22 protein-coding genes are annotated in these 24,523 nt (G+C 68.4%); 19 read left to right on the plus strand and 3 right to left on the minus strand.

The features are described from left to right. The 11 genes from murD to QZ670_RS06175 form a co-directional block, all read left to right on the plus strand. Window positions 1-1,287: UDP-N-acetylmuramoyl-L-alanine--D-glutamate ligase (murD, locus tag QZ670_RS06125; RefSeq protein WP_294253000.1), on the plus strand; the 1,287-nt coding region annotated here is incomplete at its 5' end. Then, on the plus strand, window positions 1,284-2,516 hold the full coding sequence (locus tag QZ670_RS06130; protein ID WP_294253002.1) for a putative peptidoglycan glycosyltransferase FtsW: 1,233 nt from the start codon (window positions 1,284-1,286) through the stop codon (window positions 2,514-2,516). The genes murD and QZ670_RS06130, both read left to right, overlap by 4 nt. Continuing rightward, window positions 2,513-3,667 carry an undecaprenyldiphospho-muramoylpentapeptide beta-N-acetylglucosaminyltransferase gene (gene murG / locus QZ670_RS06135; RefSeq protein WP_294253004.1) on the plus strand — a complete coding sequence of 385 codons (1,155 nt, stop codon included), beginning with the start codon at window positions 2,513-2,515 and terminating at the stop codon, window positions 3,665-3,667. Before QZ670_RS06130 ends, murG begins: the two co-directional genes overlap by 4 nt. Further along, window positions 3,664-5,076 carry a UDP-N-acetylmuramate--L-alanine ligase gene (gene murC / locus QZ670_RS06140; protein WP_294253006.1) on the plus strand — a complete coding sequence of 471 codons (1,413 nt, stop codon included), beginning with the start codon at window positions 3,664-3,666 and terminating at the stop codon, window positions 5,074-5,076. The genes murG and murC overlap by 4 nt, the downstream gene beginning before the upstream one ends. Before the next feature lie 199 nt (window positions 5,077-5,275). After that, a complete protein-coding gene (gene murB / locus QZ670_RS06145; protein ID WP_294253038.1) occupies window positions 5,276-6,157 on the plus strand; it encodes a UDP-N-acetylmuramate dehydrogenase in 882 nt (293 codons plus the stop codon). A gap of 163 nt (window positions 6,158-6,320) precedes the next feature. Next, window positions 6,321-7,241, plus strand: a complete 921-nt coding sequence (locus QZ670_RS06150) for a D-alanine--D-alanine ligase (protein WP_294253008.1) — start codon at window positions 6,321-6,323, stop codon at window positions 7,239-7,241. Continuing rightward, window positions 7,238-8,212, plus strand: coding sequence for an FtsQ-type POTRA domain-containing protein (locus QZ670_RS06155; RefSeq protein WP_294253010.1), 975 nt, complete (start codon window positions 7,238-7,240; stop codon window positions 8,210-8,212). The genes QZ670_RS06150 and QZ670_RS06155 overlap by 4 nt, the downstream gene beginning before the upstream one ends. Then, a complete protein-coding gene (gene ftsA / locus QZ670_RS06160; protein WP_294253012.1) occupies window positions 8,212-9,474 on the plus strand; it encodes a cell division protein FtsA in 1,263 nt (420 codons plus the stop codon). Before QZ670_RS06155 ends, ftsA begins: the two co-directional genes overlap by 1 nt. 112 nt (window positions 9,475-9,586) lie before the next feature. Then, entirely contained in the window at window positions 9,587-11,071 is a 1,485-nt protein-coding gene (ftsZ, locus tag QZ670_RS06165; protein ID WP_294253014.1) for a cell division protein FtsZ, read from the plus strand. 84 nt (window positions 11,072-11,155) lie between these two features. Beyond that, window positions 11,156-12,958, plus strand: a complete 1,803-nt coding sequence (locus QZ670_RS06170) for an SPOR domain-containing protein (protein ID WP_294253016.1) — start codon at window positions 11,156-11,158, stop codon at window positions 12,956-12,958. A gap of 38 nt (window positions 12,959-12,996) precedes the next feature. Further along, window positions 12,997-14,163 (plus strand): deoxyguanosinetriphosphate triphosphohydrolase, encoded by a 1,167-nt coding sequence (locus tag QZ670_RS06175; RefSeq protein ID WP_294253018.1) that lies wholly within the window; start codon window positions 12,997-12,999, stop codon window positions 14,161-14,163. 22 nt (window positions 14,164-14,185) lie between these two features. Here the strand turns inward: QZ670_RS06175 and QZ670_RS06180 are convergent, their stop codons facing one another. Together QZ670_RS06180 and QZ670_RS06185 are read right to left on the minus strand one after the other, a co-directional pair. Beyond that, entirely contained in the window at window positions 14,186-15,028 is an 843-nt protein-coding gene (locus QZ670_RS06180) for a hypothetical protein (RefSeq protein ID WP_294253020.1), read from the minus strand. Between the two features lie 163 nt (window positions 15,029-15,191). Continuing rightward, the gene (locus tag QZ670_RS06185; RefSeq protein ID WP_294253022.1) at window positions 15,192-16,007 is read right to left on the minus strand and encodes a TorF family putative porin; all 816 of its coding nucleotides are present in this window, start codon (window positions 16,005-16,007) and stop codon (window positions 15,192-15,194) included. 260 nt (window positions 16,008-16,267) lie between these two features. Here QZ670_RS06185 and QZ670_RS06190 point away from each other — a divergent pair, with 260 nt between their 5' ends. Further along, window positions 16,268-16,531 (plus strand): hypothetical protein, encoded by a 264-nt coding sequence (locus QZ670_RS06190; RefSeq protein ID WP_294253024.1) that lies wholly within the window; start codon window positions 16,268-16,270, stop codon window positions 16,529-16,531. A gap of 90 nt (window positions 16,532-16,621) precedes the next feature. Here the strand turns inward: QZ670_RS06190 and QZ670_RS06195 are convergent, their stop codons facing one another. Beyond that, complete coding sequence (locus tag QZ670_RS06195; protein ID WP_093297561.1) at window positions 16,622-16,903, minus strand: hypothetical protein; 282 nt, start codon at window positions 16,901-16,903, stop codon at window positions 16,622-16,624. Between the two features lie 239 nt (window positions 16,904-17,142). On the opposite strand from QZ670_RS06195, the gene QZ670_RS06200 reads away from it, so the two are divergent. From QZ670_RS06200 to QZ670_RS06230, 7 genes are all read left to right on the plus strand, one after another. Further along, on the plus strand, window positions 17,143-18,633 hold the full coding sequence (locus QZ670_RS06200; RefSeq protein ID WP_294253027.1) for a DUF1800 domain-containing protein: 1,491 nt from the start codon (window positions 17,143-17,145) through the stop codon (window positions 18,631-18,633). A 4-nt stretch (window positions 18,634-18,637) separates the two neighbouring features. Next, the gene (locus tag QZ670_RS06205; protein ID WP_294253028.1) at window positions 18,638-19,792 is read left to right on the plus strand and encodes a DUF1501 domain-containing protein; all 1,155 of its coding nucleotides are present in this window, start codon (window positions 18,638-18,640) and stop codon (window positions 19,790-19,792) included. Window positions 19,793-19,905: 113 nt separating this feature from the next. Continuing rightward, window positions 19,906-20,979, plus strand: a complete 1,074-nt coding sequence (locus QZ670_RS06210; protein ID WP_294253030.1) for a DNA/RNA non-specific endonuclease — start codon at window positions 19,906-19,908, stop codon at window positions 20,977-20,979. After that, on the plus strand, window positions 20,948-21,385 hold the full coding sequence (locus QZ670_RS06215) for a hypothetical protein (RefSeq protein ID WP_294253031.1): 438 nt from the start codon (window positions 20,948-20,950) through the stop codon (window positions 21,383-21,385). The genes QZ670_RS06210 and QZ670_RS06215 overlap by 32 nt, the downstream gene beginning before the upstream one ends. A 40-nt stretch (window positions 21,386-21,425) precedes the next feature. After that, complete coding sequence (locus tag QZ670_RS06220; RefSeq protein WP_294253033.1) at window positions 21,426-21,839, plus strand: hypothetical protein; 414 nt, start codon at window positions 21,426-21,428, stop codon at window positions 21,837-21,839. Between the two features lie 235 nt (window positions 21,840-22,074). Further along, a complete protein-coding gene (gene argS, locus QZ670_RS06225) occupies window positions 22,075-23,799 on the plus strand; it encodes an arginine--tRNA ligase (RefSeq protein WP_294253035.1) in 1,725 nt (574 codons plus the stop codon). Continuing rightward, the coding region (locus QZ670_RS06230) for an SPOR domain-containing protein (protein ID WP_294253036.1) at window positions 23,799-24,523 on the plus strand (725 nt) is incomplete at its 3' end. The genes argS and QZ670_RS06230, both read left to right, overlap by 1 nt.

Here is a 24,523-nt window from a genome sequence, read left to right on the forward strand (position 1 = left end):
ATTACGTCGCGCGCCTGGGCGGGGAAACGGTACGCCGTGCTCGGGCTCGCGCGCTCGGGCGCGGCGACCGTGCGCGCGCTGGTCGCGGCCGGCGCTGAGGTGGTGGCGTGGGACAGCGACGAGAGCAAGCGTGAAGGTCTAGCGGGCGTAGAGATCGCCGATCTCGATACGCTCGACCTCACGGGGTTCGACGCGCTCGTGGTTTCCCCCGGCGTACCGCTCAACACGCACCCGCTTGCTGCCAAGGCACGCGCGGCGGGCGTCCCGATCGTCGGTGACATCGAGTTGTTCGCGCAAGGCCGCGCCGAGCTGGCGCCGCACAAGGTCGTCGGGATCACCGGCACCAACGGCAAGTCGACCACCACCGCGCTGATCCACCATATCCTCGAGACCGCAGGCATTCCGACGCGGCTCGGCGGCAATATCGGCCTGCCGATCCTCGGCCAGGAGCCGCTGCCCGCGGGCGGCGTCTATGTGCTGGAGCTGTCGAGCTATCAGATCGACCTGACCCACAGCCTCGACTGCGACGTCGCGGTGCTGCTCAACATCACCCCCGACCATCTCGACCGCTATGACGGGTTCGAGGGCTATGCCGCCTCCAAGGCGCGGCTGTTCGCGATGCAGCGCAAGGGGCATGCTGCGATCCTCGGCATCGGTGACGCCGCATCGGCCAATATTGCCCGGCAGGTGGCGCTTTCCGGCCGTAGCGAGGACGTGACCAAGATCGCCCCCGGCGTGTGCATGGATCAGTCCCGCTGGCCCGCGCTGCAGGGCCCGCACAACGCGCAGAACGCGCTCGCCGCCATCGCCGCCTGTGAGGCGCTTGGCATCGACCGCGCCGCGATCGACAAGGGGCTGGAGACCTTCCCCGGCCTGCCGCACCGCATGGAGCGGATCGCGACGCGGAACGGCGTGCTGTTCGTCAACGACAGCAAGGCGACCAACCCGGAATCGACCGCGCCTGCGCTTGCGGCGTTCCCGCGCATCCACTGGATCCTCGGCGGCGTCGCCAAGACCGACAGCCTGGAGGCGTGCCGCCCCGGCTTCGGCCATGTCGTGCGCGCCTATACCATCGGCGAGGCCGGGCCGCTGTTCGCCCGGCTGCTCGAAGGCGAGATGCCCGTCGAACAGTCCGGCACGCTGGAAGCGGCCGTGCGCGCCGCTGCCGCCCAGGCCCAGCCGGGCGAGGCGGTGCTGCTCTCGCCCGCCTGCGCCTCGTTCGACCAGTTCCGCGATTTCGAGGCGCGGGGTGATGCCTTCCGCGCCTCGGTGGAGGCGCTCGGGTGAGCCGCCAGCCGGGAGACGCGGACGAGAACAAGGGCGGCCTACCGCGCATCTCCAACCAGCTCAGCCGCGCCAGCAAGTCCCGCGCCGGCATGTGGTTCTGGGAAGTGGACCGCGTGCTGCTGTTCCTGCCGCTGCTGCTGATCGCGATCGGGCTGGTGGCGGTCGCCGCCGCTTCGCCCGCGACCGCGCGCCGCTATTCGGATGCAGCGCACATCGTGCAGCCGATGTACTATTTCTGGCGCCAGCTGATGTGGGTGTGCATCTGCGTGCCGGTGTTGATCATCGTTTCGATGCTGCCGGTCCCGGCGGCGCGGCGGCTGTCGTTGGCGGGCGCGCTGGTCTTCCTCGTTCTGATGATGCTGCTGCCGATCGTCGGGCATGAGGTGAACGGCGCCAAGCGCTGGATCAGCCTCGGCATTTCGGATCTCCAGCCGTCCGAGTTCCTGAAACCGCTGTTCATCGTGTCGACCGCCTGGATCCTCTCGTTCCGGGCCAAGGATCCCGAGCTGCCGGTGATGATCGTCACCGGCGCAATCACCGCGATGATCGCGGTGCTGCTGATGCTCCAGCCCGATTTCGGCCAGACCATCCTGTTCGGCACGGTATGGGTGATCCTGCTGATGCTCTCGGGCATCTCCCCCGCGGCAATCGCCAGCCTCGGCGGCATGGCGGTCGCGGGGGTGGTCGCGGCCTATCTGTTCTACGGCACCGCGCGCACCCGTATCGACAATTTCCTGTTCCCCACCAAGGAAGCGGCGCTCGCCGATCGCTACCAGGTGGAGATGGCGCACGATACGCTGACCGCCGGCGGGCTGTTCGGCGCGGGGCCGGGCAGCGGCCAGATCAAGTTCCGCCTGCCCGAGGCGCATACCGACTATATCTTCTCGGTGATCGGCGAGGAGTTCGGGCTGATCGCCTGCGCGGTGATCGTGCTGCTCTATCTCGCCATCGTCGTCCGCGTGCTGATGAAGCTGCTCGACGAGGAGGATCCGTTCCGGCTGCTGGCGGCTGCGGGGCTCGCCTCGCAGTTCGGCGTGCAGGCGCTGATCAACATGGCGGTGAACACCGGCATCGCGCCCTCCAAGGGCATGACGCTGCCGTTCATCAGCTATGGCGGCTCGTCGATGATCGCGCTTTCGATCGGCTATGGCCTGCTGCTCGCTTTCACGCGCCGAAACCCGTATCTGAAGCGGTCTCCCTATACCGGCCGCTGGAGCAAAGCCGCATGACCGAACGCCGTAGTTACGTCCTCGCCGCTGGCGGCACCGGCGGGCACATGGTGCCCGCGGCCGCGCTGGCGGTGGAGCTCGCACGGCGCGGGCACCAAGTCGCATTGGTCAGCGACGAGCGCGGCGTGCGCTTCCCCGGGCTGTTCGAGGGCGTCGAGACGCATGTGCTCCCCGCCGGGCGGCTGGGCGGCGGGCCGATCGGTTATCTCAAGGCGGCGCGGCAGATGCTGGCCGGCCGGGCGATGGCGCGGAAGCTGTACAAGCAGCTGCGTCCCTCGGCGGTGATCGGCTTCGGTGGGTACCCCGCGTTCCCGGCGCTGCTCGCGGCGTTCAGCGCGCGCATCCCCACAGTGATTCACGAGCAGAATGCGGTGCTGGGCCGGGTCAACCGGCTGGTCGCGGGCCGGGTGGCGGCGATCGCCACCTCCTACGACAAGGTCGAGCGGATGAAGCCCGGCTGGGAGGCCAAGACCCACCTTACCGGCAACCCGGTGCGCGAGGCGGTGCTGGCGCTGCGCGCCAAGCCCTATCCGATGCTCGAGGAAGACGGGCTGTTCCGCGTACTCGTCACCGGCGGCAGCCAGGGCGCCTCGATCCTCAGCCAGGTGGTGCCCGACGGGCTGGCGCTGCTGCCGGTGCATTTCCGCCGCCGGCTGCAGGTGACCCACCAGGCCCGCATCGAGGACATCGAGATGGTCCGCGCCAAATATCAGGAACATGAGATCCCGGCCGAGGTCGCCACCTATCTGCCCGACATGCCCGAGCGTCTCGCCTGGGCGCATCTGGTGATCGCGCGGGCAGGGGCCTCGACCATCGCCGAGCTGACCGCCGCCGGGCGACCCGCAATCCTGGTGCCGCTGCCCAGTGCGACCGACGACCACCAGACCGCCAATGCCCGCGAGATTACCGAGGCGGGCGGCGCGCGGACCATCCCGCAGCGCGCCTTCACCGCGCCTGAGCTCGCCAAGCAGATGCAGAAGCTGGGGCTCGACACCAAGGCGCTGGAGAATGCGGCGGCACGGGCACGTGGCGTCGGGCGGCCCGATGCGGTGCGCGACCTCGCCGACCTCGTCGAATCGATCCACGCACCCAAGGCCCCGGTGGGCAAGGTGCAGCCAGCCAACAAGAACGGAAGGCCAGCTTACGCATGAAGGGCGTCGCCACCGACATCGGTACCATTCACTTCGTCGGCATCGGCGGCATCGGCATGTCGGGCATCGCCGAGGTGATGCACAATCTCGGCTACAAGGTGCAGGGCTCGGACGTCGCGGACTCGTACGTGGTGCAGGGCCTGCGCGACCGCGGAATTCCCGTGACCATCGGCCATGCCGCCGAGAATCTGGGCGAGGCCGCCGTGGTGGTGGTCTCCACCGCGATCGTGCGCACCAACCCGGAGGTGGAAGCCGCGTACCAGAACCGCATCCCCGTGGTGCGCCGCGCCGAGATGCTCGCCGAGCTGATGCGGCTCAAGTCCACCATCGCGGTGGCCGGCACCCACGGCAAGACGACGACGACCTCGATGGTCGCCGCGCTGCTCGATGCGGGCGGGGTGGACCCGACCGTGATCAACGGCGGAATCATCAACCAGTACGGCTCGAACGCCCGGCTGGGCGAGGGCGACTGGATGGTCGTCGAGGCCGATGAGAGCGACGGCAGCTTCCTGCGGCTCGACGGCACCTTCGCGATCGTCACCAATATCGATCCCGAGCATCTCGACCATTATGGCTCGTTCGAGAAGGTGAAGGCAGCGTTCGTCGAGTTCGTCGAGAATGTGCCCTTTTACGGCGCGGCCTTGCTGTGCCTCGATCACCCGGAAGTGCAGGCGATCATCCCGCGCGTCCGCGACCGGCGGATCGTCACCTATGGCTTCGCGGCGAGCGCCGACGTGCGCGGCGTGAACGTGACGCCGCACGCCGGGGGCAATCGCTTCGAGGCGATCATCCGCAATCGCGACGGCAGCACGCGCTCGATCGAGAATATCGAGCTGCCGATGCCCGGCCGCCACAATGTCCAGAACGCGCTGGCGGCGATCGGCGTGGCGCTGGAGCTCGGCATTCCCGATGCGACGATCCAGCAGGGCTTTGCCAAGTTCGGCGGGGTCAAGCGGCGCTTCACCAAGGTGGGGGAGGTCGCGGGCGCGGCGATCATCGACGATTACGGGCACCACCCGGTGGAGATCCGCGCGGTGCTGGCGGCGGCGCGCGAGAGCACCCGCGGCCGGGTGATCGCGGTGGTGCAGCCGCACCGCTATTCGCGGCTCGCCAATCTGATGGACGAGTTCGCCCAGGCGTTCAACGATGCCGACATGGTGTATGTGGCGCCGGTCTATCCGGCGGGCGAGGCACCGATCGAGGGCGTCCATGCCGATGCGCTGGTCGAGCAGATCTCGCATCGCGGGCACCGCGCGGTGGCGGCGACCACCGACGCTACGGCGCTGGCGAACGCGCTGGGCGGCGTGGTGCGCGAGGGCGACATGGTGGTGTGCCTCGGCGCGGGCGATATCACGAAGTGGGCGGCGGGTCTTGCGCCAGCGATAGCGGCTGCGCGGGGGGATGCGTGAGCTTGGCGGTTCTTCTTCTCAAGCCCCTCCCCTTCAGGGGATGGGTTGGGGTGGGGGACTTCGCTACGAGCGGAGGACTCGCGGATCGGTCATGCCCCACCCCCAACCCCGCATCAGGTGAACAGCGCCCCGCGCTGTTCAGGCGCTGCCGGGGGCCGCGCCGACCTGATGCGCCTGAAGGGGAGGGGCTTAAGTGACGTTGCCCCAGCCTCGCGGCAAACTCACGCCGAACGCCCCGCTTGCGCCGCTCGTATGGTTCAAGAGCGGCGGTGCGGCGGAGTGGCTGTTCGAGCCGGCTGATGCCGACGACCTCGCGTCCTTCCTCGCCGCGCTCGATCCCGCCACGCCGGTAATGGGCCTCGGCCTCGGCTCGAACATGATCGTCCGCGATGGCGGCGTGCCTGGCGTGGTGATCCGCCTCGGCAAGGCCTTCGCCGCGGTCGAGCAGCTTGACGACACCACCCTCCGCTGCGGCGGGGGCGCCTCGGGCATCCTCGTCTCGTCCAAGGCGCGCGACTGGGGAATTGGCGGCATCGAGTTCCTGCGCTCGATCCCGGGTACGGTCGGCGGCTTCGTGCGAATGAACGGCGGCGCCTATGGCCGGGAGACTTGCGACATCCTCGTCGAGTGCGAGGTCGTCCTCCGCTCGGGCGAGCGACGCACGCTGGCCAATGCCGATCTCGGCTATACCTATCGCCACAGCAGCCTGCCCGAGGGCGCGATCGTGGTCAGCGCCACCTTCCGCGGCTTCCCCAAGGCCTCGGACGCCATCCAGGCCGAGATGGACCGCATCGCCGCCGCGCGCGAGGAATCGCAGCCGCTGCGTTCGAAGACCGGCGGTTCGACCTTCAAGAACCCGGAAGGGCACAAGGCCTGGGCGCTCGTCGACGCGGCCGGCTGCCGGGGCCTGCGCCGGGGCGACGCGCAGGTCAGCGAGAAGCATTGCAACTTCCTCCTCAACCTGGGGGAAGCGACCAGCGCCGATATCGAGGCGCTGGGCGAGGACGTCCGTGCGAGGGTGAAGGCGCAGTCGGGCGTGGAACTGGAGTGGGAGATTCAGCGCGTGGGAGTGGCGAAGTGACAATGCGTACCGGCGGTGCTGAACGGCCCGCCTCCACGACCACCGTCATCCCCGCGAAGGCGGGGATCCATTCGCCTGTGCGTTCGCGGCAGGAGCCGAAGCCTCTCCACCAATGGATCCCCGCCTTCGCGGGGATGACGGCGGTGATGGCGGGAGGCGGCCGGTGGTAAGCCCGCTCCACATCGCCGTGTTGATGGGCGGCTGGTCGGCCGAGCGGGAAGTGTCGTTGATGTCGGGCAACGGCGTCGCGGATGCGCTGGAGAGCCTCGGCCACCGCGTCACCCGCATCGACCTGGATCGCGACGTCGCCGCCAAGCTCGCCGAAGCGAAGCCGGACGTCGTTTTCAATGCGCTCCACGGCACGCCAGGCGAGGATGGCAGTGTGCAGGGCATGCTCGACCTGATGGGCATTCGCTATACCCATTCGGGTATGGTCACCTCCGTCATCGCGATCGACAAGCAGCTGACCAAGCAGGCGCTGGTGCCGCACGGCATCCCGATGCCCGGCGGCCGCATGGTGTCGCGCGAGGAACTGTACCGGCAGGATCCGCTGCCGCGGCCCTATGTACTCAAGCCCGTCAACGAGGGCTCGTCGGTGGGCGTGGCGATCGTCACCGCCGAGAGCAATGTCGGCAACCCGATCCACCCGGATGCCCGCGGCCCCTGGCAGGAATTCGACGAACTGCTCGCCGAGCCGTTCATCCGCGGGCGAGAGCTGACCACGGCGGTGCTGGGCGACCAGGCGCTGGGCGTGACCGAGCTCAAGCCCAAGAGCGGCTTCTATGACTATGAGTCCAAGTACACCGATGGGCTGACGGAACACGTCTTCCCGGCGCAGATCCCGGACGACGTGGCCGAGGCGTGCAAGCGCATCGCCCTCGACGCGCACCGGCTGCTCGGCTGCAAGGGCGCCTCGCGCGCCGATTTCCGCTGGGACGACAGCCAGGGCGTCGACGGGCTGTTCCTGCTCGAGGTCAACACCCAGCCCGGCATGACCCCGCTCAGCCTGGTGCCCGAACAGGCGCGCCATCTCGGCATCGACTATGCTAGTCTCGTGCAACGGATCGTCGAGGAGGCATTGTGAGCCGCAGGCCCGCCCAAGCGCAGCGCGCGACCACAAGGCGCGGCGACAAGCCGAAGCCGCGCGGCACCGCGCGCCGGCCGCAGCGGGCGGGCGTACTTGACCAGGCGATCGCCGGGCTGCCGATGAGCCCGGAGACGCTGCACAAGGTCACCACCTGGAGCATCGTCGGCGCGGTCGCCGCGGTGGTGTTGACCGTCGGCATCCTCGCGGGTGTGCCGCAGATGATCGGGGTCGGTTTCGCGCAGGCGGTGGGCGATGCCGGTCTCAAGGTCGACGAGATCCAGATCGATGGGCTCAAGCGCATGGACCGCGCCACCGTCTATGAGCAGGTGCTCGACCAGGACTCGCGCGCCATGCCGCTGGTGAACCTCGCCGATGTGCGCGAGCGGCTGCTCAAATTCCCCTGGGTGAAGGATGCGCGCGTGTCGCGCCGGCTGCCGAGCACGCTGCACATCGCGATCGAGGAACGGACTCCGGCCGCGGTCTGGCAGAATCACGGCCAGCTGATGCTGATCGATCCTTCGGGCGTGCCACTCGAGCCCGTATCCACGGAGGCGATGCCCGATCTTCCGCTGCTGATCGGCGAAGGCGCCAACACCCAGGAAGCCGCGCGCAAGCATCTGCTGGAGACGCAGCCCGGCCTCAAGCCGCTGGTGAAAGCAACCAGCTGGGTCGGCAATCGGCGCTGGGACCTGTTCTTCACCTCGGGCGAGAAACTGCAGCTGCCCGAAGGCGAGGACGAGGCGGTCGCCGCGCTCAAGAAATTCGTGCAGATCGACGGGTCGCAGCGGCTGCTGGGCCGTGGCTATGTCGGATTTGACATGCGCGACGCGAACAAGTTGGTTGTGCGGCGGCAGGGCGTGATTGAGCCGCCGCCGCCGGTATCCACCGCGCCGACGGCTGCACCGACCGTTCCGACAACCACAACGACGCCGCCGGCGGGCACCGGCACCGGGCAGGGGGAAGGCTGATGGCGAAGGTAGCACCCGAAGGGTTGATCACCGCGCTCGACGTGGGATCGTCGAAGGTCTCGGCGCTGATCGCGCAGCGGACCGACGAGGGCAATCTGATCGTGCTCGGCACCGGCCAGCGCGAGAGCCGCGGCGTGAAGCGCGGCTATGTCGCCGACATGCACGCCACCGAAATCGCGATCCGCGAAGCGGTGGAGCAGGCCGAGCGCATCGCCGGGTTCAACATCGAGGATGTCTGGGTCAGCTTCTCGGCGGGGGGGCTGGTCTCCAGCGTCGTCAAGGTCGAGGCGGATCTGGGCGGCCACCGCGTCGAGCAGGCGGATATCGACGATCTGCTCAAGGCCGGGCGCGGGGCGATCGATCCCCAGGGGCGGATGGTGCTGCATGCGCAGCCGACGCGCTACACGGTGGACGGGCTTGGGGGCGTCAAGCGGCCGCTGGGGCTGCATGCCGATCGGCTTGGCGTCGACGTGCATGTCGTCACCACCGACGGCTCGCCGGTGCGGAACCTCGACCTGTGCGTCCGCTCGGCGCATCTCGAGGTGCGCTCGATCATCGCCGCCCCGGTCGCGACCGGGCTCGCCTGCCTCACCGAGGAAGAGCGCGAGCTGGGCGTGGCGCTCGTCGAGATCGGCGCGGGCGTCACCAACGTCTCGGTGTTCGCACAGGGCGTGCTGGCGGGGCTGGCGTCGATCCCGATGGGCTCGGCCGACATCACCGACGACATCGCCGCGGCCTTCGGCACCGCGCGCGCCTGGGCGGAGCGGACCAAATGCTTCCACGGCTCGGCCAACCTCTCCCCGCGCGACAATCGCGAGACGATCGACGTCGCGCCCGCCACCGCGGACGAGGGTACCGAAGGACCGCGCATCACCAAGGCGGCGCTCAACACGGTCATCCGCCAGCGGCTGGAACGGCTGATCGCGGAGATCAGCAAGGAGCTGAAGAAGCTCAACTTCCAGGAGCCGGTGGGCCGCCAGATCGTGCTGACCGGTGGCGGTGCCGAGCTGGCGGGAATCGCCGATTATGCCCAGCAGGCGCTGGGCAATGCGGTGCGCGTCGGGCGGCCGCGCGGGCTGCTCGCGATGCCCAATGCGCATGCGGGGCCCGCCTTCTCGACGCTGGCCGGGCTCACCCAGTTCGCCGCGGCCGATCCGATCGACCTGCGCACGCTGGAGCCCAGCCGGCACCAGCTGGTGACGCGGGCGAGCCCGGGCGCGCTTTTCCAGCGGTTGATCGCGGCGTTCCGGGCGAATTATTGAAGAAAAGCGAATGCCGGGGTGCTAGGGATGGCTGGAGTCGTCGCTTCGCTTCGTGCATCAGAGAATATCAGGCTGTGCAGCGTGCGCGTGCGCTGCCACGGGAGACCATAGAATGAGTATCGATTTCCTTCCGCCCGACGTGGACGAACTGACGCCGAAGATTGCGGTGATCGGGGTTGGCGGCGCTGGCGGCAATGCCATCGCCAACATGATCCGCGCCGAGGTGCAGGGCGTCGAGTTCCTGGTCGCCAATACCGACGCGCAGGCGCTGAAGCAGTCGGTCGCTCCGCAGCGCATCCAGCTGGGCGCGAAGATCACGCAGGGCCTGGGCGCAGGCTCGCGGCCCGAGATCGGCCGTGCGGCGGCGGAAGAGACGATCGAGCAGGTCCAGCAGTCGCTCGAAGGCGCGCATATGTGCTTCATCGCCGCCGGCATGGGCGGCGGCACCGGCACGGGTGCGGCGCCGGTGATCGCCAAGGCGGCGCGCGAGATGGGCATCCTCACCGTCGGCGTGGTCACCAAGCCGTTCGCCTTTGAAGGCAAGCGCCGCGCGCAGTCGGCCGAGGCCGGCATCGAAGAGCTCCAGAAGTATGTCGATACGCTGATCGTCATCCCGAACCAGAATCTCTTCCTGATCGCCAACGCGAACACGACCTTCAAGGAAGCGTTCGAGATGGCCGACGAGGTGCTGCAGCAGGGCGTGCGCGGCATCACCGACCTGATGGTGATGCCCGGCCTGATCAACCTCGACTTCGCCGACGTCCGTTCGGTGATGCAGGAGATGGGCAAGGCGATGATGGGCACCGGCGAGGCGGACGGCGACGACCGCGCGCTGATCGCCGCCCAGAAGGCGATCGCCAACCCGCTGCTCGACGGCGTGAGCATGAACGGCGCCAAGGGCGTGATCGTCTCGATCACCGGCGGCGAGGACATGCGCCTGCTCGAGGTCGACGAAGCCGCGAACCACATTCGCGAACTGGTCGATCCCGACGCGAACATCATCTGGGGTTCGGCGTTCAACTCCGAGCTGGAAGGCCGCATCCGCGTGTCGGTGGTCGCCACCGGCATCGACGCGAATGTCGAGAACCGTCCGGCAGCACCTGCCGAGCAGCCGCGCGTCTTCTCCTTCTCCACCCCGCGCCGCACCACCGCGGCCGCTGCGCCGGAGCCGGTAGCGGCGCCTGCGCCGGCCCCCGCTCCGCCCGAGCCTGCCCCGACGCCGGTCGCCGAGGAAGCGCCCGCACCGGCACCCGTCGCGCCGGCACCCGCGCCGGTTGCGGCTGCGCCTGCGCCGGCCCCGGAGCCGACGCCGCCGGCCCCGGCTTCGGACGAGCTGCTGCTCGGCGCCGAAGCGATGGTTCCGGCGCCGACGCCGGCTCCTGCCGCTGCGCCCGCACCGGCCCCCGAGGCACCGGCCGGCCGCCGTCGCTGGCTGACCGGCGGCGATGACGACGCCGACACCCGGCCGCGTCCCAAGACCGGCGGTACGCTGTTCGAGCGCATGGCCTCGGCCTCGCGCGGCACCAAGGCCGCCGAGGAAGAGGACAAGGATCCGCTCGACATCCCGCGGTTCCTGCGCAGCCAGAACAACCAGTAAGGCGCAGGGGTGGCACGGTTCGCCGGGCCACCTCTCGCTCCGTCAGCGGCGGTTCAGCGCCGCGGCTCTAGCGGTTAGCCCAGCATGATCAGCAAGAAACATCTCGGCATCGGCGCGTTCGCGTCGGCGCTGCTCCTCGGCGCACATCCGGCGTCCGCGCAGAGCGAAGTGGTGCAGGCGCACAATCCCGATGCGGACGCGCTCGCTACGCAGATGCGCGTGCTCGCCGAGAACCCGCGCGACATCGAGGCGCTGATCGCGGCCGCGCGCTTGAGCACGCGGCTGGGCGACCTGTCGGGCGCGCTCGCGCTGCTGCAGCGGGCGGAAAGCATCGAGGCGACCAACCCCCGTATCGCCAGCAACCGTGCGGCGGTGCTGGTACGGCAGGGGCGGCCTGGCGAAGCGCTGAAGCTGTTCCAGCAGGCCGAGCAGCGCGGCGTCGATCCGCGCGAGTTCGCCGCCGATCGCGGCTTCGCCTATGATCTGCTTGGCCAGCCTTTGCTCGCCCAGCGCGACTATAAGCTGGCGCTGGCGACGAAGCGCGAGAACGATGTCGTGCGGCGCTATGCGCTGTCGCTGGGCATCAGCGGCGATCGCGCCGGGGCGGAGCGCGAGCTCGATGCGCTGCTCCGCGCACAGGACCGCGCGGCGTGGCGCGACCGCGCCTTCATCCTGGCGATGAACGGCGATGTCGCGGGTGCCGAGAAGATCGCGGGCACGGTGCTGCCGGGTGCGGCGGGCAAAAATCTGCTGCCGTTCTTCCGGCGGATCGCGACGCTCGGCCCCGCCGATCGCGCCTTTGCCGTCCATTTCGGCGAGCTGACTCCAACCCCGGCCCGGCTGGCCGATGCGCGAATGGCGCCGTCGCTGCCCGCCTATACCGGCCCGGCGCCGGTGCAGATCGCGCAGACCGCGCCGGTGACGCCCACCACCACGCCGGTGCGCACCGATACGCGCGGACGTCGGGGTGCCTCGACGCCGAAGGCCGCGCCGGTGCAGATTGCCAAAACCGACGTGGCGCCGATCGCCCGCACCGTGCCGAGCCAGCCCGCACCGCAGCCGGTGGTGCCGCAGCCGACGCCCACGCCCACGCCCACGCCCACGCCCCAGCCGACCTGGCAGCCCACGCCTGTCTCGCAGCCGGCGCCGGCACCCCGTCCGATCGTCCAGCCGACCCCGGCGCCGCAGCCCGAGGTCCGCTACGTCGCGCCGGCGAATTCGCCGCTCGCTTCGATCATCGCGAATATCGAAGTGCCTGCCAGCGAGCGCATGCCCGCGGCCCGCCCGAGCACCGTCGCGCCGAAGCCTGTCATCGCCGCCAAGCCGACGGTTACCGTCCGGCCCAAGCCCGAGCCCAAGTGGCCGGTCGTCGCGGACGAGGAAGAGGTTAAGCCGGCCAAGCCCGGCGCCAGGAAAGGCACCAAAGCCGAGGACGAGGTCGACGCCAAGCCGGTCAAGCCGGGCGCCAAGAAGGGTGCGCATGGCGATGAGGAGGCCGACGCCAAGCCGACCAAGCCCGGCACCAAGAAGGGCGCGAAGCCCGCGGATGACGAGGACGCCAAGCCGGTCAAGGGCAAGAAGCCCGAGCCGAAGAAGCCGGATCCGAAGAAGGCCGATCCCGAGCGCGTCTGGGTGCAGGTGGCGAGTGGCGCCAACGAGTCCACTGTCGATCGCGCCTGGAAGGGTGTCGCGGCAAAGTCGCCCAAGCTGCTCAAGGCGCGCGGCGGCTGGTGGATGCCGTTCAAGGCGACCAACCGCATCGTCACGGGGCCGTTCAAGACCAGCGGCGAGGCGCAGGCGTTCGTCAACAAGCTGGCGGGGGAGGGCGTCTCGGCCTTTGTCGTCACCAGCGAGGCCGGGCAGAAGGTCACCAGGATCGCGCCTTGACCCTTCGCAAGGCCGCCGGGCTGGGCTAGGGCGCGCGGGTGAAACAGCTTTCCTCCTGGGCCTGTACGCCCGACCGGACGCGCGGCCGCCTGCACGCGGAGGCAGGCGGCGGCGCCCGCGGTCCGCGTGACGCCTTCCAGCGCGACCGCGACCGGATCATCCACTCGATCAGCTTCCGCCGGCTGCGCCACAAGACGCAGGTGTTCCTCGCCCCCGACGGCGACCATTTCCGCGTGCGGCTTACCCACAGCCTGGAGGTCGCCCAGATCGGTCGCGCCATCGCCCGCGCGCTGGGGCTGAACGAGGATCTCACCGAAGCGCTGTGCCTCGCGCACGATATCGGCCATCCACCCTTCGGCCATGCCGGCGAGGACGCGCTGGAGGCGGCGCTGGCGGGCAAGGGCGGCTTCGACCACAACGGCCACACGCTGCGCACGTTGACCCTGCTCGACAGCCCCTATCCCATGTGGAACGGGCTGAACCTGACCTGGGACACGCTGGAGGGGCTGGCCAAGCACAATGGCCCGATCCACGAGCCGCAATGGGCGCTCGCCGCCGCCGATGACGAGCTTCCGCTGGAGCTCGACAGCTGGCCTTCGCTCGAGGCGCAGGTGGCGGCCATCGCCGACGACATCGCCTATGACAATCACGACATCGACGACGGCCTGCGCGCCGGGCTGCTGACGCTCGACCAGATCATGGAAGTGCCGATGATCGCGGCGGCCTGGGCCGATGTGCAGGCGCGCTTCCCCGGCGTGAGCCCCAAGCGGCTGACCGGGGAGCTGATCCGCTCGCAGATCGGGCTGATGGTCAACGACTTCATCGGCGAGACCAAGGCACGGATCGCGGACTCGGGCGTGGCGACGGTTGACGATGTCCGCCGCGCCGGGCGGTGCCTGGCCGGCTTCTCGCCGGCGATGCGCGACGCCGAGCGCGGGCTGAAGCGGTTCATGTACGCCAACCTCTACCACCATCCGAGCCAGCTCGCCGCGGCGGCCTCAGCGCGGCAGGTCGTGTCGGGGCTATTCGCGGGCTATGTCGCCGATCCAAGCCTGATGCCGCCGGAATGGCGCGATGCGCTGCCGGAGGAAGAGCCTTGGCGCAGCCGCCATATCGGCGACTTCATCGCCGGGATGACCGACCGCTACGCCATCGCCCGCTACCGGGAAGTGTGCGGCACGATCGACCTGCCCGAGGGATTCTAGGCCGTCCGCCCGCGCGGCACGATCAGCGCGGGCCTTGGAGATAGCCGCGGATCTGCGCGTCGAAGCGGCGGGCAGCGCCGGATATCGCGTCGTCGCTCCGTGCCAGCGACGTCAGCAGCCGGCGGGCAGCGGCGCCATGGCGCTTGCTGGCGAACAGCGCCAGGCCGTTCTCGGCGACGGTGGGATCATAGTCGGTCGCGCCGGCGACGCAGACGAGATAGCGGACGACGTTGTCGAGTGCCGCCGCATCGAGCGGCACCGCCTCCACGCTGTCGCTGCCGGCCAGTGCCTTGGGGTAGCCGGCGTAGAAGGCGTCGACCAGCGCGCTGCCCACCGTGCCATCGGCTTCGAGGGCCGCGCAGTTCGGCAGCGGCAGGCCTGCACCGGGCGTCGGCTCCGGCGTCGTTGCGCGCTTCGCCGAAGGCAGGCGGAGCATCGGCAGCAATGCGTCGTAGCGTGCGGCGCACTGCGGCACGGGATGTGCGCGGCAGCTGATCGCACGGCTTCTGGTCCAAGCCGCGTCACCGCCCGCCGACGGGGGGGAAGCAGTCGTATCTGCCGAGGCACCGGACAACAGCGCCGCGCGGCGACGAGCAACTTGCACGGCTTGGTGCGCAAAGGCCACACGCGCCGCCTCGCCGCCGGACTGCGCCGCATCGTCTCCCAATTGGCGCAGCGCCGCGCGGAAGGCGGTGGCAGCCTCGGGCGTATCGACCGCCTGTCCCGCCGCGGCGATGGCGGTGTCGGCGCAAGCAATCAGCGCCGTGGCATCGCCGGCGGCGCGTTCGCGGCATGCGACATAGGCGGCCTCGTCGCGGGGGGTAGACGTGGATGTCGCGCTGTGCGCGGCATAATTGGCGGGCATCTCGGCGGCTGGACTGCCGCATCCGGCAATCGTTAGGGCCAGGAGGAGGGCGGGTCCGCAACGACGCATGGCCTTGATCTATCGGCCGTGGGTTGCACGGTAAAGCGCGTGGTCCAATTGCTCCGCCGGGGCTCTCTACGAGCGGGAGAGCCCCGGCGCGTGTTCAGAACGCCGCGCTCACCGAGAATACCACCTGGCTTCCGGCAATGGTCGAGCCGTCCTTGGTGCTCGAGAAATTGGGCAGCAGATACGCGCTGTCGCGCTTGCCGATGCTGGTATCGACATAGGCGACGCCGAGCACCACCTTGCCCAGCGCCAGATCGGCACCGACCAGCCAGTCGGCATAGCTGCCGGTCGGCGCGACGCTGGTGCCGTTGGGGCCGAGACCCTTGTTGCCGTCCGAATAGCCGAGATGCGCCTTCAACGTAATCGGGGTCTTCGGCACCGCGGTGCTGATGTCGCCCCAGAGGTAGAGATTGTCCTCCTTGTCGCCTTCGCGGCTCTCCGGCGTATTGCTCCAGTTGCCCAGCGCCTGCTGCGGCGGGGCATAGGCGACGCCGGCCAGCGCCGAGACCGGGCCGATGCTGCCGCTCAGCTTCACATAGGGTTCGGCGAAATCGGTCTTGGAGGCGCCGCCCGGATACATGTACCAGGTCACCCCCACGTCTAGCGACGCGCCGCCGCCGATCGGCAGCTTGTAGCCGCCGACCACGTCCAGCTCCATATTGGCGCCGCCGAACGTGCCCCAGCCCGACAGGTTCGAGCCCCAGAGCGACCCGTAGAGGCCGCTTTCATGCGAAACGGTGAGACCGCCCTGGACGGCCATTTCCTTGTCGGTCTGGGAGACGCCACGGAATCGATAGTCGGAGACCAGCGCGACGCTGCCCGAGACGGTGACCGGTGGCGGCGGGGCGTTTTCCTGCGCATATGCGGGCGCGGACAGGCCGAGCAGGGCTGCGGCGGCAAGACGAGTCTTCATGGAAACTTCCCTCTCGGTAGCGAGTGAAAGTTCCAGCCTGCGCCGGCGCGGCGACCCATTCTCAAGGACGGGACTGTCGCGTCGATGTGTCATCTTCGCGCTGCAGCATTGCTGCTTCTTGGCTATGTTGTAATAAAGTGTTGCTGATGGGGCGCGTCTGGCAAGAGCAACTCTTCGTTACAGCCGCGCAAGTGTGAGGCAATGCCGGGTGGGTAGGGGAGGGGAAAGAGAGGATGCTCCCAACCATGAGGAATGCCACCGTGAAGCTTGCACCTATCGCACTGGTTTGTGCGACGTTGGTCGCCGCACCGGCGGCAGCCCAGTCGCTCCACGAAACCCATGATCGGGTTTGGATGCCTGCCGGCAAGAGCCATGTCATCACCTGGCGGATGAAGGGCCACAAGCCCGCCGCTACCCAGGCGCACCACCAGGCCGGCAAGCACCAGCATCTGCCCACCCGCAAGGCGCCGGCCGACGAGGCCCGCCGCGAGACCGGCAGCAGCACCGTCGGCGCCAGCGAATAAATCTCAGTTCCGTCCCCCCAGAACGGAAAACCCCGCGGTCGCCCAGGCGGCCGCGGGGTTCATCTTTTCCGGGAGCCGGTGGGGCGTCGCTTAGCGCGACGCGACCTGCACCTTGGTCACCTTGGGGACGCGGAACGACACGCGGGTGCCCGCGGCGTTGCCATCGACCCAGCCGTTGCGCACGACGAGGCGGAAGTTCTGGTTGCCCGGCTTGGCGACGCCTTCCAGGACCTGCACGTCGCCCTTGGTGGTCGAGGTGTAGGTATAGGTCACGCCGTCGCGGGTGAAGCTGCGCGCGTCAGCGTTGTCAGCGGCGAAAGCGGGAGCAGCGGCGAACAGGGTAGCGGCGAGTGCGATGGTGAAACGGGTCACGATCTTTCTCCTTCGTTGGGCCAAAAGAGCCAGATCGGCATCCTTCGTATGTTCTTGATAGACAATTTGTTGCGCTGCAGCAGATTCGACAACCGCAAAGCACGGGGGTCATGATTGCAGTCCGCGCAACTGTTCATGCGCAGGACGACCTGCCCGGGGACGCGACGAACCGTTGGCCGCTGGCAAACTCCTGCGACAATCGCGCGGTAGACGGTGCACCGGTCAGCGGAGTGTAGCCGATGGCGGGTATGAGTATCGCGTTGAATCGCTTCGGTTTGGGTGCGCGCCCGGACGAAGCTGTCGAGTCGGATCCGCGCGCCTGCCTCGATCGGCAGCTGGACCGCTATGTCGCGGCGCCGCCGCCCATGGCGGGGCAGCCTGACGGCGGCACGCTGGTGGCGCAATTCGCCGCCTATCGCGAGCAGATCTCGCAGTTGCGGAAGAATGCGCCACCGGCCGCCGCGGCCGCAATCCCCTCTAGGCCCGCCGCGGCGATGGCGCCGCTGGTGCCCCAGCCGCCGATCGTCCAGACCGGCGACGACCCCGCCGAGGCGCTGCGCAAGCAATTCGGCCAGCGAAGCCGCGATCTCTACAACGGCGCCGTCACCGCCCGCGCGCTTGCCGCGATTCAGTCGCCCGCGCCCTTTGCCGAACGGCTGGTGCATTTCTGGGCCAATCATTTCGCCGTCTCGGGCGACAAGATGGAGGTGACCAACCTCGCCGGCGCCTTCGAGTTCGAGGCGATCCGTCCGCATGTGATGGGCAGCTTCCGCGACATGCTATTCGCGGTGGAGCGGCATCCGGCGATGCTGCTGTTCCTCGACCAGGCGGTGTCGGTGGGGCCGAACAGTCCGCTGGCGGTCCGCGCGGGCAACCGGCCGAACGTGCGCCGCAACCTCGGCCTCAACGAAAATCTCGCGCGCGAGATCATGGAATTGCACACCCTGGGCGTGCGTACCGGCTACAGCCAGGCCGACGTCACCGAGTTCGCCCGCGCGATGACCGGCTGGACGGTCGCCGGCTTCGGTCGCGGCCCGATCGCGAAGTTCACCGGCGCCACCGGCCGGCCGGGCGACTTCGTCTTCGCCGATGCGATGCACGAGCCGGGCACGCGGACGATCCTCGGCCAGCAATGGCCGCAGGCGGGCGAGGCGCAGGCCGCCGCGGTGCTCGACCATCTCGCCACCCATCCCGCCACCGCCCGGCATATCGCCACCAAGCTCGCCCGTCACTTCGCCGGCGACGATCCGCCGCCCAAGCTGGTCGCGCGGCTCGAGGCGAATTTCCGCAAGACCGGCGGCGACCTGCCGAGCCTCTATCGCACCCTCATCGCCTCGCCCGAATGCTGGGCGCCGGGGACGGTGAAGTTCAAGTCGCCCTGGGAATGGTCGATCTCGGCGATGCGCGCGGTCGGCACCCGGCAGCTCCAGCCCAATGCCGTGCCGGGGCTGATGAACCAGCTCGGCCAGCCGGTGTGGAAGCCGGGCTCGCCGGCCGGGTGGGACGATGTCGCCGGCGCCTGGGCCGGACCCGATGCCGTGCTGCGCCGGGTCGAGGCCGCCGAGCGGATGGCCCAGCGCACCCGCGACCAGATCGATCCGCGTGCCCGCGCCGCCGCGATGTTCCCGGAGGCGCTGAGCCCCGCCACCGCCCAGGCGATCGCGCGGGCGGAAAGCAACAGCCAGGGGATCGCGCTTCTGCTCGTCGCGCCCGAGTTCCTGCGGAGATAGCGTCATGATGCTCCACCGTCGTCAATTGCTCGCCGCCGGCGCCACCGCGCTGATGGTCTCGCCGCTGGGCGCGCGCATGGCCTTCGCCGCCGCGCCGACCGAGCGCCGCTTCGTCTTCCTCATCCAGCGCGGCGCGGCCGACGGGCTGGGGATCGTCGCCCCGGTGGGCGACCCCGCCTATGCCGGCGCGCGCGGCGACCTCGCCGCCGATTTCGCGAGCGCGCCCAGGCTCGACGGCATGTTCGCGCTGCACCCGGCGATGCCGAACACGCTCGGGCTCTACCAGGCGAAGCAGGCCCTGTTCGTCCATGCCGTCGCCTCGCCGTACCGCGACCGCTCGCATTTCGACGGGCAGAACGTGCTCGAGACGGGCGGCGTCTCGGCCTATCAGCTCAAGGACGGCTGGATGAACCGGCTGCTCCGGCTGCTGCCCGCGCAGGACAAGGCGATCGCGCTCGCCGCCGCGGTGCCGATGGCGTTGCGCGGGAGCGTCGAGGTGGCGAGCTACGCGCCCTCCTCGCTGCCCGAGGCCTCGGACGACCTGCTCGCCCGGGTGAGTGCGATGTACGAAGGCGACCGCCAACTCCATCCGCTCTGGCAGGAGGCGATGGCGACGCGGATGCTCACCGGCGACCTCGGCAGCGACGGGGGGAAGAAGGCGGCGGATACCGGCACGCTGGCGGCCAAGCTGCTCTCGGCACCCGGCGGCGCGCGCATCGCGATGATCGAGACCGGCGGCTGGGACACCCATTCGGGCCAGCGCGGACGGCTGGGCGGGCAGCTCAAGGGCCTCGACGCGATGGTCGCGGCGCTCAAGACCGGACTGGGGCCGCATTGGGACAATACGCTGGTGGTGGTGGCCACCGAGTTCGGCCGGACGGTGAAGGCCAATGGCACCGGCGGCACCGATCACGGCACCGGCTCGGTCGCGATGCTGCTCGGCGGCGCGGTGCAGGGCGGCCGGGTGCAGGCCGACTGGCCGGGGCTGGGCGACGCGGCGCTGTACGAGGGGCGCGACTTGAAGCCCACGACGGCGCTCGACGTGCTGATCGCGAGCGCGGTCTCGCGGCACTTCGGGCTGGCCCCGGCTGGCACGGCGAAGGCACTGTTCCCGGCGATGACAATGGCGGCGGGGATAGAGGGGTTGGTGCGGGGGTAAGGGGGCGGATTGCTCCGCAATGGAGGAGCAGCGCGCCAGGATCGTTCCCCAATCTTGACAAAGTTCCTGTTTTGTTCTAGTTGATCTCCCGTGGCGGACATGGGGGAGTGCGCATGCAGGCAGCAATAGAGCAGCGGCGAGCTTTTGCGATTTGGTTGCGAACGGGGCGACGTGTGCGCCTTGATGAAGACGGTGTCATAGAGGTCAAGTTCAACCCTTGGCACGATCCGGCTAACGGTCGTTTCGCCTTCGCAGGAACGGGCAGTACCTCCAAGGGAGGCTCCGGCGTCGCCGGGCAGCGGAAGCGGAAGCGTGTTCCGCCATATGGAGACGATCCTAAGCTCAAGCCCATCACGTCGCTTGAAGAGGCGGACGCATGGAGAGCGAGCGAATTGGCCAAGCATCCGGGGGATCCGGATTGGCGAGAAGCGATCGAGGCACGATACCGCTACTATCAAAATCATTTCCGTCGCCTTCCTCCACCGTCGCCTCCTCCGCCTTCTCCCCCTTCTGTGGCTGGGCGGGAGGCATTCGTTGGCGGCGGGGGTCGCTTCGGTGGTGGAGGATCAAGCGGTAGTTGGGTAGTGCCGCCGCACCCGAACGATGCGAGCGTAGGCAATTTAGGCGGAGGTGGGAGCTTTGGCGGTGGAGGCGCTAGCGGGAGCTGGGAGGCTCCATCGGTCGATAAGCACTCCGCAGATACCGACAGCGATCATGCCGGCGTAGGTCCCGGTAACCAATCCGATCAGCCAACTTGGCGGCACGTGTTTCGCAACGGCTATGACTATGAGATCGACGAGCGCGAACGAACTCGGCGAGTTTCTGGCGTCTTGGTTCTTTCGCCACCGCAGCTCCGATCGAGAAGTCTTCAACGCAGTGCCGGTGGCACCGATCGGCTGCCGAAGGACGATGGCGGGCATTACATCGCACCGCGCTTTAACGGTCCGACTGAGGCGTTCAATCACTTCGCGCAGGATGCCAACGTCAACCGGGGCAGGTATCGGACGATGGAGGACGAGTGGGCGCGGGAGAAGCGGGCCGGGCATCAGGTTACGGTGACGATCGTGCCGCATTTTCGCGCAACCTCACAGCGGCCGAAAACAATCGATGTCATATATACGGTCGATGGAGACGTACGCAGCGTGAAGTTGCCGAATGAGCGAGGAGGGAGCCATCATGGGAGGTAGGACAACGGAGCAGATTCTGGCGGAGATTGGCCAGATGCTTGCCGCGGATTCGGAGTATCCCGTCGAGAATAGCCTCCTTCAGGCGGAGGTGGACCCTGAGATGATATCGCCTTCGGTGTACAAGGACGCGGGCGATCACATCATGTATCGGTCGCCGGACCTCGACCGATGGAGCGACATTCTTCTGGAGCTTTGGTATGCGCAAAGCGGGAAAACGCGTTGGTCGGAGGTTGAGTATCTCATTCGGAACGGCAGGTTCGAGGTCGCCTATATCTATCCTGATGATGTTGATCGCAGTGACAGCATGAAGGAGCGGCGTGAACAAGCGCTACGTCGTTACTATGGTGACAAGCCGGTCCGTTATCCATCCTGGGATGGCGGTGGTTACCCGAAATATGACTTGTGAAAGTCCCGAGGGTTCGGGAAGTGCTCGGGCCGGATACAGCTTGGCCAATCAGGAGGCGGAGTGCCTGCTGGGCCAAATCCGGCAGATGCTGGCCGCGGACCCCTTCTATCCAATAGAGAGCACCCTGCTTCAGGCCGAAGTTGATCCAGGGATGATTTCGCCCTCGATCTACAAGGATGGTGGCGATCACGTCATGTATCGGCGGCCGGATCTGGATCGCTGGAGCGACGTCCTGCTGGAACTTTGGCACGCGCAAGAGGGGCCTGCGCGATGGTCGGAAATCGAATACTTTGTCCGCGACGGGCGGTTCGAGGTTGCCTACCTCTATCCGGACGATCCGGGCCGGAGCGAGGACATGATGGAGCGGCGCGAGCAGGCGCTACGTCGTTATTATGGCGACAAGCCCGTACGGTATTCACCTTGGGACGATGATGCGCCGTCTTACGTGCTCTGAGCTTCAGAAGTTTACGCGCGCGCCCGATCCACCTCTGCAAGGGGAGGTGACGCGCGGAGCGACGGAGGGGTGTCGAGGCTGTTGTGACGGGGCTCCGCCTTGACCGGTGACACCTCTCCGTCAGGCCTTCGGCCTGCCACCTCCCTTGCAGGGGAGGATCACTGCACCCAATAGGGATGACGGCGCCGCGCCACTGCGCTACAGCCGCCGCTCCCATTCCCCATTGGATTGCTCAATGACGCTCTATGCTCGTTTCGCCGCGCATCTGAATCTGGCCCTGGATGCGCTCGTCCTCGCCGGCGATCTGCCTGCGGGGCTGGAGCGACGCGCGATCACGGTCGAGCCGCCGCGCGATCCGAGCCATGGCGATCTCGCCACCAATGCCGCGATGGTGCTCGCCAAGCCCGCCGGCACCAATCCGCGCGCGCTCGCCGAGAAGCTGGTCGGCGAGCTGGAGAAGCTGGACGAGGTCGCGGCCGTATCGGTCGCCGGCCCCGGCTTCATCAATATGACGCTGGCCGAGGACAGCTGGCGCGGTGAAGTCGCCGAGATCCTGCGCGCGGGCGCCGATTATGGCCGCTCGTCGCTGGGCGCGGGGACGACCGTCAACGTCGAATATGTCTCGGCCAACCCTACGGGTCCGATGCACATGGGCCATTGCCGCGGGGCGGTGGTGGGCGATGCGCTGGCGAGCCTGCTCGAATATGTCGGCCACAAGGTCATCCGCGAATATTATGTCAACGACGCCGGCGGCCAGGTCGACGTGCTCGCCCGCTCGGCGCATCTGCGCTACCGCGAGGCGCTGGGTGCGACGATCGAGATTCCAGAGGGCCTGTATCCGGGCGAGTATCTGAAGCCGATCGGTGCGGAGCTCGCATCCGAATATGGCGATCAGTATGTCGACGCACCCGAGAGCGAGTGGCTGGTCCTGTTCCGCACCCGTGCCGTGGCGGCGATGATGGCGATGATCCGCGAGGATCTGGCGCTGCTCGGCATCCATCACGACCTGTTCTCTTCCGAAGCCGAGCTGCAGGCGGCAGGCAAGCCGGAGGCGGCCGAGGCCGAACTGCGCTCGCGTGGGCTGGTCTATGACGGTGTGCTGGAGGCCCCCAAGGGCGAGACGCCCGAGGATTGGGAGCCGGTCGAGCTGCCGCTGTTCCGCTCCAGCCAATTCGGCGACGACCAGGATCGCCCGATCAAGAAGTCGAACGGCGCCTGGACCTATTTCGGCGCCGACCTGGCCTATCATTATCAGAAGGCCCAGACCGCCGACCAGCTGATCGACATCTGGGGCGCCGACCATGCGGGCACCGTCAAGCGCATCGTCGCGGCGGTCGAGGCACTGACCGGCGGCAGGACCAAGTTCGACGTGAAGCTGGTCCAGATGGTCCGCCTGCTGCGCGGTGGCGAGCCGGTGAAGATGTCGAAGCGCGCTGGTAATTTCGTCACCTTGGCCGATGTCGTTCGCGAAGTCGGCAAGGACGTGGTGCGTTTCACCATGCTGACCCGGCGCTCGGATGCGCAGATGGACTTCGACTTCGCCAAGGTGGTCGAGGCGTCGAAGGACAATCCGGTCTTCTACGTCCAGTACGCCCATGCTCGCATCGCGTCGCTCAAGCGCCGTGCAGCCGAGGCGGGGATTGAGGGCGGTACGGCCGACCTGTCCCTGCTCGACGCCGAGGACCTGGCGCTGGTGCAGCTCGCCGCGCAGTTCCCGCGTATCGTCGAAACGGCGGCGGCGGCGCGTGAGCCGCACCGAATCGCCTTTTATCTCTATGACCTGGCGGCGGCCTTCCATGCGGCCTGGAATGTGGGCAACGATCGCCCCGATCGCCGCTTCCTGATCGCGGAGAATGCCGAGGTCACGCGCGCCCGTCTTTTCCTCAGCGACGGGATCGGGCAAATCATTCGTAACGGTTTGGCGCTCATGGGTGTCGAAGCGGTTTCGGAGATGAAGTGATGGCGAACGATATGGATTTGGGTCGGGGCTACGACCAGCAGGAGGAGGATCGGCTCCCCTGGCTGGAAACCGTCGAAGCCGACGAACCTGAGGGGGTCGGGATCGGCAAGGTCGTGGCGCTCGTCATCGTCGGTCTGGCCATCCTCGCCTTTATCGGCTTCGGACTCTACAAATGGCAGGCGCATCAGGCTGCGGCAGACGGTGACGGCGCGGTGATCGCTGCGCCCGAGGGCGATTACAAGGTGCGCCCGGCTGATCCGGGCGGGCTGAAGGTCAAGGGCGAGGGCAACACCGCCATTGCGACCAGCGCGGGCAAGCCCGGCGGCACCGGCGCGATCGATCTGCGCGCCGTGCCCGAAGCGCCGATGAACGGCACCCGCGTCGTCCAGAAGCCCAGCGACGCCGGTGGTGGCCGCAATGCGGTTGCCCAGGTCCCCGAATCAGGCGGCAAGCTGGTCGCGCCCGCGCCGGTCACCGCCGCGCGGGCCCCCGCCGCCGCGCCGAGCGCCAGTGGCGCGATGGTCCAGCTGGGTGCCTATCCCAGCGAGTCCTCGGCCAATGCCGCCTGGGACCGCTTCTCGAAGCGCTTTTCCTATGTCGGCGCGCTGGCCAAGGTCGTCCAGCCCGTCGCCTCGAACGGGAAAACGCTCTACCGCCTGCGCGTGAACGCCGGTTCGGCCAATCAGGCCGCCGATATCTGCGGCCGCCTGCGCGTGGCGGGCGA

This window comes from uncultured Sphingomonas sp. (assembly GCF_913774285.1).
Taxonomy (GTDB): Bacteria; Pseudomonadota; Alphaproteobacteria; order Sphingomonadales; family Sphingomonadaceae; genus Sphingomonas.